At 68.7% G+C, this 9,851-nt stretch carries 9 protein-coding genes; 4 read left to right on the top strand and 5 right to left on the bottom strand.

The window, feature by feature from the left end:
• The coding region (locus ACOJSN_RS22815) for a PCRF domain-containing protein (protein ID WP_420114779.1) at positions 1 to 626 on the bottom strand (626 nt) is incomplete at its 3' end.
• A 161-nt stretch (positions 627 to 787) separates the two neighbouring features.
• Here ACOJSN_RS22815 and ACOJSN_RS22810 point away from each other — a divergent pair.
• Positions 788 to 1,819, top strand: coding sequence for a phosphotriesterase family protein (locus tag ACOJSN_RS22810; RefSeq protein WP_420114778.1), 1,032 nt, complete (start codon positions 788 to 790; stop codon positions 1,817 to 1,819).
• A gap of 8 nt (positions 1,820 to 1,827) precedes the next feature.
• Here the strand turns inward: ACOJSN_RS22810 and ACOJSN_RS22805 are convergent, their stop codons facing one another.
• On the bottom strand, positions 1,828 to 3,078 hold the full coding sequence (locus ACOJSN_RS22805) for an alanine racemase (RefSeq protein ID WP_420114777.1): 1,251 nt from the start codon (positions 3,076 to 3,078) through the stop codon (positions 1,828 to 1,830).
• A gap of 117 nt (positions 3,079 to 3,195) precedes the next feature.
• On the opposite strand from ACOJSN_RS22805, the gene ACOJSN_RS22800 reads away from it, so the two are divergent.
• The 3 genes from ACOJSN_RS22800 (at position 3,196) to ACOJSN_RS22790 (ending at position 5,852) form a co-directional block, all read left to right on the top strand.
• Positions 3,196 to 3,591 carry a RidA family protein gene (locus tag ACOJSN_RS22800; protein WP_420114776.1) on the top strand — a complete coding sequence of 132 codons (396 nt, stop codon included), beginning with the start codon at positions 3,196 to 3,198 and terminating at the stop codon, positions 3,589 to 3,591.
• Positions 3,588 to 4,898: an aspartate aminotransferase family protein gene (locus ACOJSN_RS22795; protein ID WP_420114775.1), complete on the top strand. Its 1,311-nt coding sequence runs from the start codon at positions 3,588 to 3,590 to the stop codon at positions 4,896 to 4,898. Before ACOJSN_RS22800 ends, ACOJSN_RS22795 begins: the two co-directional genes overlap by 4 nt.
• A 117-nt stretch (positions 4,899 to 5,015) precedes the next feature.
• Positions 5,016 to 5,852, top strand: a complete 837-nt coding sequence (locus ACOJSN_RS22790; RefSeq protein WP_420114774.1) for an IclR family transcriptional regulator — start codon at positions 5,016 to 5,018, stop codon at positions 5,850 to 5,852.
• 9 nt (positions 5,853 to 5,861) lie between these two features.
• Here ACOJSN_RS22790 and ACOJSN_RS22785 read toward each other — a convergent pair whose 3' ends face one another.
• From ACOJSN_RS22785 to ACOJSN_RS22775, 3 genes are all read right to left on the bottom strand, one after another.
• On the bottom strand, positions 5,862 to 8,345 hold the full coding sequence (locus ACOJSN_RS22785) for a GH116 family glycosyl-hydrolase (protein WP_420114773.1): 2,484 nt from the start codon (positions 8,343 to 8,345) through the stop codon (positions 5,862 to 5,864).
• Positions 8,346 to 8,404: 59 nt separating this feature from the next.
• On the bottom strand, positions 8,405 to 9,409 hold the full coding sequence (locus ACOJSN_RS22780) for an ABC transporter ATP-binding protein (RefSeq protein ID WP_420114772.1): 1,005 nt from the start codon (positions 9,407 to 9,409) through the stop codon (positions 8,405 to 8,407).
• On the bottom strand, positions 9,406 to 9,851 hold a 446-nt coding region (locus tag ACOJSN_RS22775; protein WP_420114771.1), incomplete at its 5' end, for an oligopeptide/dipeptide ABC transporter ATP-binding protein. The genes ACOJSN_RS22780 and ACOJSN_RS22775, both read right to left, overlap by 4 nt.

Raw genomic sequence — 9,851 nt, 5'->3', positions numbered from 1 at the left:
TGGTTGTCGAACGGGCTGATCCGCACGAGACGGTGCGTGCCCGCCTCGACCGAGAGCGTGCCGAAGGCGTATGGCGCGTTGACCTCGAAGGTGGCCGACTTCAGGCCGGCTTCCTCCGCGTAGGAGGTGTCCATGACCTTGGTGGGGTAGCCCTTGCGCTCGGCCCAGCGCACGTACATCCGCATGAGCATCTCGGCGAAGACTCCGGCGTCGACGCCACCCGCGCCGCCGCGGATCGTCACCACGGCCACGCGCGGGTCGAACTCGCCCGCGAGCAGGGTCCGGACCTCGAGGTCGGACATCGCGGCGCGCAACGAGGTCAGCTCGGACTCGGCCTCGGCGAGGACGTCGTCGTCGCCCTCCTCCTGCGCCATCTCCACCAGTGCGCCGAGATCGTCCACGCGGGAGCCGATCTGGTGCAGCCGGTCCCGCTCGGCCTGCGCGTGGCTGAGCTGGCTGGTGACCTGCTGCGCCGCTTCCGGGTCGTCCCACAGGTCCGGCGCCGCCGCCTGCTCGGACAGCTCGGCGATCTGCCGCTCGAGCTCCTCCGGCTTGGTCACGGCGAGGATCTGATCGAGCGTGCCCCGCAGGGACGCGATCTCAGCGGGAAAGTCGGTAGCCACGATGGGCAAGGTTACGCGAGCGCCCACACGACGCCGCGCCCGGCGGCGGGGCGGACCCACAACCCGCCCCGGCCTCTTGACGCGGAACGCTGTTCTATGTTGCGCTGTGCGCCGTGAGACGTCACGACCACCCGGCGCGCGATCGTGGTGACGCCAGCGCACGGATGAGGACAGGCTTCGTCGAGACCGTCCGGGGCAGGGTCCAGGCCGCCGACCTCGGACGCACCCTGGTCCATGAACATCTGCTGATCGACCTCTCCTGCTACTGGGACCCTGACACGGCGCCCGATCTCGCGGGCGCCTCGCTCACACCGGATCTGATGGCGGACCTGCGCTCGGCTCCCTTCGCCTCCTTCGAGAACCTCAGCCTGCGGCGCCTGGACCGCGCGGCCGCAGGACTTCGGCGTTTCCAGGCGGCCGGAGGCGGCGCTGTGGTCGAGGTCACCTCCGTCGGGATCGGCCGCCAGCCGCTCGCGCTGCGCTGGTTGTCCGAAGAGACCGGTGTGCACCTCGTTGCAGGCTGTGGCTATTACATCGCCACGTCCCATCCTCCCGGTCTGGCGGATCGCAGCGTGGAGTCGCTGACCTCCGAGATCGTCGGCGAGCTCACCGAAGGCATCGCAGACACCGGGGTGCGGGCCGGTGTGATCGGTGAGATCGGCGTCGGGTCCTGGCCGCCACACCCGGTCGAGCACACGGTGCTTCGCGCCAGCGCCGCGGCACAGCAGCTCACAGGCAGAGCCGTCATCATCCACTCACCGCCCGACCCTGCCACGATCGAGGCGTACGCGCTCGAGCTGTTGCGACTGGGCTTCGACCCGGCGCGGACGGTGCTCTCCCACCTCGACGTGAGACTGCGCGCGGACATCGACCGCTTCGCCGGGCTGGCCGAGCAAGGGTTCATGCTCGGTCTGGACACCTTCGGGCGTGATGCCTTCTATCCGCAGTGGGGCCGGCAGCAGCCGGCCGACGACGTGCGAGTGGATGCCGTGGTCGGCCTGTTGGAGCGTGGGCTGGCCGATCATGTCTTCCTGGCCCAGGACATCTGCTTCAGTCACGAGCTGACGGAACACGGTGGGGTCGGCTACCACCATGTGCTCGCGCGCATCGTTCCCCGCCTGCTGGCCCGCGGAGTCACGCAAGAGCAGTGCGACCAGCTGCTGATCGACAACCTGGCCCGACTGCTGGCTGACTGAGCGTTTCGTCAGAAGCGGGTCGTGATCGCACCCACGAGGGTCCTGCCGCTGACCAACGGAACGGTGCGCCACTTGTCCATGGTTGTGCACGGATGGGAGACCCCCAGCTCTATCCGGTCACCCACCTCGAGCAGGGCGCCGGGATCGACCTCGAGATGGCAGTGCTGGTCATTGAGCGCGATCACCCGCACACCCTCGAGCGGTGCCGGCTCAGCCGCACCGGCCGCTAGGCGGCGCTGCACGAGCGGCAATCCTTGGTCCTCACCGACGTCGCGCCGACCCACATCCAGGTAGGCACGGCCGGCCTCCGGCCGTGAGTGCACGGTCCCCCACACGGTCAACGCGGCCCGGAGGCCGGGGCGAGACGGCTCGTCCGGCAAGGGCGTCGCGTGCTGGAAGAGTCCGGCGTCATGCAGTAGGTAGCAGCCGCTGCGCAGCACCAGGCGGTGGCCGCCGCGCATCGACTGTGAGGCCGTGACGACCCGGTCGAAGTACATGCTGCCGCCTGCCGAGAGCACCGGCCGGTCGCTCTCCACGACACCCCTCCGGACCAGTTCCTCGAGCACCTCCACGATCCCGCTCAGATAGCTATCCACGCGTGCCAGCGACTCCGTTGAGCGGTCGGCGGCGAACGCCCCCTCGTAGCCGGCGACCCCGATGAGGCGCACGTGCGCCGAACGCGCCAGCGCGGCCAGCACGCCGTCCCGGTCCGACGCTGTCCGAACGCCCGTACGGGCCCCCGGCGCACCCACCTCGAGCAGCACTGGCATGTGAACGCCGACGGCTGCGGCTTGGCGCTCCAGGATCTCGACGCCGGCGATCGAGTCCACGAAGCACGTGAGCTCAGACTCGGCCTCGACCACGGCCGCCAGCACATCGGCGAGGGCACGGGGCTCGACGAGCTGGTTGGCGACGAGCACGGCAGGCGCACCCCAGGCCACCAGCAACCGAGCCTGCGCGGCGCTCGCCGCCGTCACCCCCGAGGCGCCCGTCCGTCGCTGTCGATCGATCAGCTGCGCGGACATCGTCGTCTTCGCGTGCGGCCAGAGCTCGGCACCGTGCGATCGACACCACGCCTGCATGACCTCCGCGTTGTGGCGCAACCGGTCCTCGGCGATGACGGCGATCGGTGTCGACATGTGCGCATGAAGATCCCACTCCTGGGCACCGACCTCGCTGCACCGCACGCCCGCGGCCGCCGCCGGAAAGCCGCGGTCGAAGCCGTCGAGCTCAGGGTCCGTGATGTCCAGCTCAGCCATGTAGCGCTCCTCGTCGTCGGAAGAGGGATGCCAGCACCGCCCAGGGGTCCGGCGGCACTCATCCACGTAGTATGGAACAGTGTTCCATGTCAAAGCATCGAAGCCTGGGAGGCTGGTATGACCGTTCCCTTCGACACCATCGAGCCCGAGCCGGGCAAGCCGCCGCCCGCGCCGCTGTCCTCGGCCACCCGCGTCGGCGACTTCGTGTTCGTCTCCGGACAGGCCTCGACCGAGCCTGACGTCGGCATCGTCTCCGACACGTTCGAGGGAGAGTTCCGACGGACCGTGCGCAACCTCGAAGCGGTGCTGGAGGCGGCCGGTGGCACCTTGCGCGACATCGTCCGAGTGGGAGGGTATCTGCGCGAGGAGTCCTCGCGAGAGGAGTACAACCGCCTCTATGCCGAGCTGTTCCCGCAGCCGTATCCGGCGCGCACCACGGTCGGCAACCACTTCTCGTTCATCCAGGTGGAGCTCGATTGCATCGCCTACGTGCCGCGGGAGAGCGACGAATGACCTCCGTCGATCAGCGCTCCTACGGCGCTGAGCGGGCACGCGCCGTCATCGCGGGTGGCGTCAACAGCGTCCAACGCCGCGTCACCGGGCTGGAGGACGTCGTCGTCGTCGGCTCGAGCCGCGCACGATTGCGCACAGCAGACGGGCGCGAGTTGCTGGACTTCCACGGCGCCTACGGGCCGCCGGTGCTGGGGCACAACGACCCGGATGTGGACGAGGCCGTCATCCGCACTCTGCGCGCCATCGACAATCCCGGGCTCGGTGTCACGCCGCCCGAGATCGAGCTGGCGGAGCGGATCACCGAGGAGATCGCGAGTGTCGAACGGGTTCTGTTCACCAACACCGGCAGCGAGGCGACCTTCCAGGCGATCCGTGTCGCACGCACCGTGACGGGACGGCAGAAGATCGTCAAGTTCCAGGGTTGCTACCACGGGTGGCACGACAGCGTCGCGATGAACGTCATCTCGCCGGTCGAGCGCGTGGGAGCACGCGACCCGCTGTCCTCCGGGATCTTGCCGTCCGTGCTCGACGCGACGCTCATCGCACCGTTCAACGACGCCGAGGCGGTCGAACAGCTGCTGAGCGAGCACAAGGGCGAAGTCGCGGCGATCATCCTGGAGCTGGTGCCCCACAACGTCGGCGCACTGCTTCCGGAACCGGGCTTCGTGCAGAGGCTGCGAGACCTGGCAGACAGGGAGGGCATCGTGCTGATCTTCGACGAGGTCATCACGGGCTTTCGACACGCGCTCGGCGGCTATCAGGAGGTCGTCGGCGTCCAGCCGGACCTCACCACGATGGGCAAGGCCTTCGCCAATGGCTACCCGATCTCGGCTCTGGGCGGCAGCGCAGCCGTGATGGAGCAGTTCGCGACCGTGCCGGGCCGGCCCGCCTTCTTCGCCGGCACCTTCAACGGCCATCCCGCTATGGCAGCCGCTGCCGTCGCCACGATCGACAAGCTACGCAACGAACCGGTGCACGAGCATCTGTACGCCCTCGGCGACCGCGCCCGTGAGGGGTTGCGCGCGGTGTTCGCCGACCTCGGAGTGGAGGCCGTGGTCACCGGTGTGGGTTCGATCTTCATCAGCTACTTCATGAGCGGGCCGGCTCGCGAATACCGCGATCTGCTCCGCAACGATGCTGACCTCTTCACGGGCTATCGCCTGCGTCAGATCGATCACGGCGTACTCGAGGTTCCCCTCAACCTCAAGCGGAGCAACATCTCCTACGCCCACACCGAGGCTGATGTCGACCTCCTTCTCGACACGACGCATCACGCGGTCGGCCAGGAGCTCTCCGCGCGCACATGACCGACCTCGGCGCCCCACACGGAACGGCGCACCACGTCGACGAGCGGGCGACGCCCAAGCGTTATACGGTCGGCGTGTGAGGTTCGCGAGGAAGCACTTCGATCAGGAACGGCACGCATGAACACACCCACCGACGACAGCGCTGGGCGTGCTGCCGAGGAACGGCCGCACTACCACGCGCACGCTCTCAGCCGCGGCCTGAAGGTGCTTCGAGCTGTGGCCACCTCACCTACCGCCGCCACGATCGCCTCGCTCCACGGCCGCACACAGCTGCCGAAGAGCACCCTGGTCCGCTTGATCGCCGTGCTGGAGGCCGAGGAGTATCTGGTCCGTGTCGACAGCCGCCCCGCCTATCGGCTGGGTCACGGCGTGCTGCCGCTCGCTACCGGTTATCTCGAAGCCGCGTCGGTTGCTGACGTCGTGCGTCCGCACCTGAGGCAGCTCGCCTCCGCCACCGGCTGGACCGCGAACTTCGGCGTCCTCGACGGCCGCGACGTCGTGCACGTGTGCGTCGAGTTCCCGGACCGCTCCATCCGCTACTCCACCACCGAGGGAAGCACGAACCCGGCCTATTGCACCGGCCTCGGCAAAGCGATCCTGTCGCGCCTCGATGCCGAGGCTCTGACCGCGGCACTGCCCGCCGAGCCGTACCCCGCGTTGACTACCCACACGATCACCGAGGCGACGCAGATGACCGAGGACATCGCACGGACCAGGAGCCGGGGATACGCCGTCGACGCCGAGGAAGCCGACCTCGGGCTGCGTTGTCTCGCAGTACCGATCGACCTCGGTCACGGCGAGTTCGGTGCGCTCTCGGTCTCGGGGCCTACCGGGGAAGCGGCTGACGGACGCGAGCAGCACCTCGTCGGTGAGCTCCTCGCCACCCGGGACGCAGTCGAGGCCCTCCAACCACTTCCCTCGGATCTACGCATGCGCGGACGCCGAGAGGCCTGACCGAGGCCCTCACGTGAGATCGACGCTGCCCCCCGGGGCCAGATCGATCGCGCCGATCCTCAATGCGACGCCATCGGGGGTGGTCACGACCACCCCAGCAGCCTGCAGCTGGCCGCCGCGACACGCCAGAACCGCTCGCCCGTCCCGTATCAGCAGCTCGCCCCAGCCTGCTGACGTGAACACCGGCGCCTGCAGCACCCCGTCACGATAGGACTCCTGCCGGGGCCCCAGGCTCAACACCTGCGAGCGCCCGTCCCAACGGTGATCGAGGATCGCGAGGAGAACTCCCCAGCTCGCCAGCGATCGGGCGTAGTGGTTGCCGCACTCGACCTCGTTCCAGGGATTTCGGCGCACGCCGTCATGGCGATCGCGGACAGCCCGGACGACCTCGAGGCCCTCGGCAACCATGCCCTCGTACACCAGGTGGGTCGCGACCTGGTACTCGACCCCGCTCCACACCTCGTCGCAGTAGATGAAGGGGAGCCGGGGACGGCCGCCCCGCGGCCAGGTGCACAGGATCATGCCGGCTTCGCCGGGCAGAGCATAGGTGCGCTGGGCGCTCACGTGCTCACCGACGTCGGCGAAGAAGTTGTGGCGGTGCACGGCAGCCACTGCCGAACGCACGTGCTCCGAGGGCAGCACGTGGCCCAGACCGACGAGGTGGGCGAGAGTCTGGCCGAACAGCTGATCGGCCAGGCAACCGGTTCCGTACTGGTAGCGGTGCTCGTCGACATCCGCCAGCCTCTGGTCGTAGTACTCGCCGTTGAAGAGCATGGTGTCCACCCGCGCCGAGGCGCTCGCTGCGGCCTTGCGGTAGGCGGCAGCTGCCTCCGCCTCACCCAGGTAGGCCGCCATCTGCGCGCCCGCGTGCAACGCAGCCAGGAACATCGAGTTCGCCAGCGAGTTCGGTCCGAAGAACTCGATGTCGTAGGTGTTGTGCTGCTCGCTGTCGAGGACGAGGTCGCCGTCGGAGTCCCAGTGCTCGAATGCGAACTCGAGAGCGCGCCGGGTCGCTGGCCACAGCTCGCGCAGGAAGCCGTCGTCTCCACTGAGTACCCACTCTCGAAAGACTCGAACCACTGTGCCCATCTGGCCATCGACAGCCGGCCGGAACTCCCACGGCTCGCCACCGAAGACCGAGTTGGAGCGGAACCGCATCCGGCCGTCGGCGTCGGTCTCGTGAAGCAGCTCGGTTCGACGGGCACTGCGCTCCAGGCCGGGGAAGAGGTGGGCAGCGGTCTGTGCGTAGTTCCAGACATGCGTGCACGTTCCCTCGCAGCTGCCCGCGTGGTCGAGGCTGCCCTCCCACGCGGCGAACAGCCCCTCCTCGCTGCCATCCTCCAGCAGGAAGCAGGTGGTGCTGCGCAGAACCACGAGTGTCGCGCTGACGGCGTCGACCAGCTCCGCCGGCAGGGTCGAACCGAACAGTGCGTCCCGAAACGCCCTGGTCGCACCCTCGAGCTCGGGCAGCCGTTGAGACAGGTCTTGCGCGACAGCCCAGGCATCCGGGTACCGGACCGCGTACTGGTTACGCACGCGCTCGTCCCGATGGGTGTCGACGAGCGCGGTCCCCTGCCACGCCCGGCGCCGGTTGGGCACGTGCCAGGACATCAGGTACTCGACGTCACGGTGCTCTCCGGGAGCCAGCGAGAGCACCACGCCCAGGCTGCCGACCCGGAGTCCGTCGTCATGGAAGCCGGGATCGACCGGGTGATCACCCGGCCGATCCAGCTGGCCATCGGTCACCAGGTCCTCCCAGAACAGCTGTGCGCCATCGGGCCGGGCGCCGATGAGCCACTCCTCGGTGACCGTGACGTCGCGCTCGGCCGTGGCAAGCGCTGCCGTGCCGTACTCGAACGACTCCGCGGGAAGATCGCTGCCGAAAGCGAGACCTCGCAGGTCGCCGCTGTCGCGGTACCTCACGAAAGGCGTGCCCTCGAACCGTGGCGCACCCGCCTGATTGCGCCCGACGACACCGATGGGGCTGGCCATCGACAGGACGAGCGTGACCGCCACCGCCTCCTGGTGCGGGTTGTACAGGTGGTACCGCAGCACCGCCCCAGGGATGCCCGAGTCGGCGACGTCGAGTGGCACCAGCGGCGTGAACGCCGACATCGAGATCTCGATCGGCATCCGGTCATCACGGAACTCCACCTCGACCATCGGGTACTCGCCGACGAGCCGGGCATCCTGCAGTCGTGGCAAGCCTGCTCCACGGCCGCGATAGATGCCGTTGTCACCCTCGAACGGAGGTCGAAACGCTGCCTCTAGCATCGCAGCGAACGGTTCGTCCCCGCCTCGCTGCGCGCGTACTGCGGCGAACGTGTTCGGAAGCCACGACCCCTTGTCCGGGTGATTCGAGATCTCCCAGTCCCGAAACTCTCCCCGGCTGCCGATCGAGACGTTCCCGGTGCCGATCCCTCCGAGCGGGAACGCGGCCTGCTGGGCGTGTGGTCCGAGGACGCGGGCGGCGGGATCGAGCGGGCGGGGCATGGCTCTCCAAATAGAGGGACAGGAACGACTGGCGGAACGGAGCGTGTGGGCGGAGGCCATCAGAGCGCATCGGTCGAGACCGCCTGCACGGCGACGGTGGGCTCGAAGAGCGGATGGTGGCAGGCGACCTGCCGGCCGGCAGGCCCGATCGGGGTCAACACCGGAATCTTCTCGGCACAGACCTCATCGGCACGCCAGCAGCGGGTGCGGAAACGGCAACCCGAAGGCGGGTCGGCCGCGGAAGGCAGCTCGCCACGCAACACGATGCGCTCCCGCTGCTCACCCGGCAACGCCGGAGGGGTGGCCGAAGCGAGCGCGGATGTGTACGGGTGCGCAGGTCTGTCCAGCACCTGGGCAACGTCACCGGTCTCGACGATCACACCGAGGTACATGACAGCGACCCGATCGGTGACGTGCCTGATGACGTCGAGATCGTGAGAGATCATCATGTACGACAGTGCCTGATCGGCGCGCAGCTCCATCAACAGGTTCAGCACTTGTGCCTGCACCGAGACGTCGAGCGCCGAGACCGGTTCGTCGAGGACGAGCAGGCTCGGGTCCAGGGCCAGTGCCCGAGCGATACCCAACCGTTGCCGTTGGCCGCCTGAGAACTCGTGGGGGTAGCGTCGGAGTGCGTCGGCGCCGAGGCCGACCTGGTCAAGCAGCCGGGCCGCGCTGCCTCTGCCGTCACGGTCCCAACGCCGGAACGCCCGTAGCGGCTCGGCGATGATCTCCTCGACCGTCATCCGCGGGTTCAGCGAGGACTGCGGATCCTGGAACACGAACTGGATCTCGGTCCGCAGACTCTTGCGGCGACGACGGTCGGGCCGGGTGATGTCCTCGCCCCGATATCGGATGCGCCCACCTGTGGGCTCGGTCAGCTGAACGAGCGCACGGCCGGTCGTGCTCTTGCCGCATCCTGACTCGCCGATCAACCCGAGTGCCTCGTCCTGGGCGACGGTCAGGGAAACGCCGTCCACGGCCCGGATCGGTGCGCGACGGCGCGAGGACGGATAGTGGACATGGAGATCGTCGACCTCGAGCATCTGCTCCTCCTGGCTCATCGAACCTCCATCTGCCGAGCGGGGAGACCATGCTCGCGGAAGTGGCACGCGCTCCAGCGGCCGTCGCTGCTCGCCTGCAGCGCGGGCACCTCGCTCCGGCAGCGATCCTCACGCAGCGGCGACGCACATCGCGGCTCGAACGGGCAGCCTCGGGGAAGGTCTGCCATGTTCGGCGGACGCCCCTCGATCACGTGCAGCTGCTCGCCGCGCCGATGAGCCGCAGGGCGGCTGGCCATGAGGGCAGCGGTGTACGGGTGACGGCTCTCACCGAACAACTCCTCGGTCGTCGCCGACTCGACGACCCTGCCCGCGTACATGACGACGACGCGGTCGGCCATCTGGGCCACTAGCCCGAGATCGTGAGTGATGAGGACGACGGCGACGCCGGTCTCACGCTGGGCCAGCGCGAGAACGTCCAGCACCTGGGCCTGGATCGTGGCAT

The organism is Pseudactinotalea sp., assembly GCF_048594945.1.
Classification (GTDB): domain Bacteria; phylum Actinomycetota; class Actinomycetes; order Actinomycetales; family Beutenbergiaceae; genus Pseudactinotalea.
This window is presented reverse-complemented; position numbering and strand designations above follow the sequence as displayed.

Bases quoted from the DNA above. Each gene is read 5' to 3' on its own strand.
- ACOJSN_RS22780 (WP_420114772.1), bottom strand. From the start codon at position 9,409: ATGAGCCAGGAGGAGCAGATGCTCGAGGTCGACGATCTCCATGTCCAC.
- ACOJSN_RS22805 (WP_420114777.1), bottom strand. From the start codon at position 3,078: ATGGCTGAGCTGGACATCACGGACCCTGAGCTCGACGGCTTCGACCGC.
- ACOJSN_RS22810 (WP_420114778.1), top strand. From the start codon at position 788: ATGAGGACAGGCTTCGTCGAGACCGTCCGGGGCAGGGTCCAGGCCGCC.
- ACOJSN_RS22800 (WP_420114776.1), top strand. From the start codon at position 3,196: ATGACCGTTCCCTTCGACACCATCGAGCCCGAGCCGGGCAAGCCGCCG.
- ACOJSN_RS22790 (WP_420114774.1), top strand. From the start codon at position 5,016: ATGAACACACCCACCGACGACAGCGCTGGGCGTGCTGCCGAGGAACGG.
- ACOJSN_RS22795 (WP_420114775.1), top strand. From the start codon at position 3,588: ATGACCTCCGTCGATCAGCGCTCCTACGGCGCTGAGCGGGCACGCGCC.
- ACOJSN_RS22785 (WP_420114773.1), bottom strand. From the start codon at position 8,345: ATGCCCCGCCCGCTCGATCCCGCCGCCCGCGTCCTCGGACCACACGCC.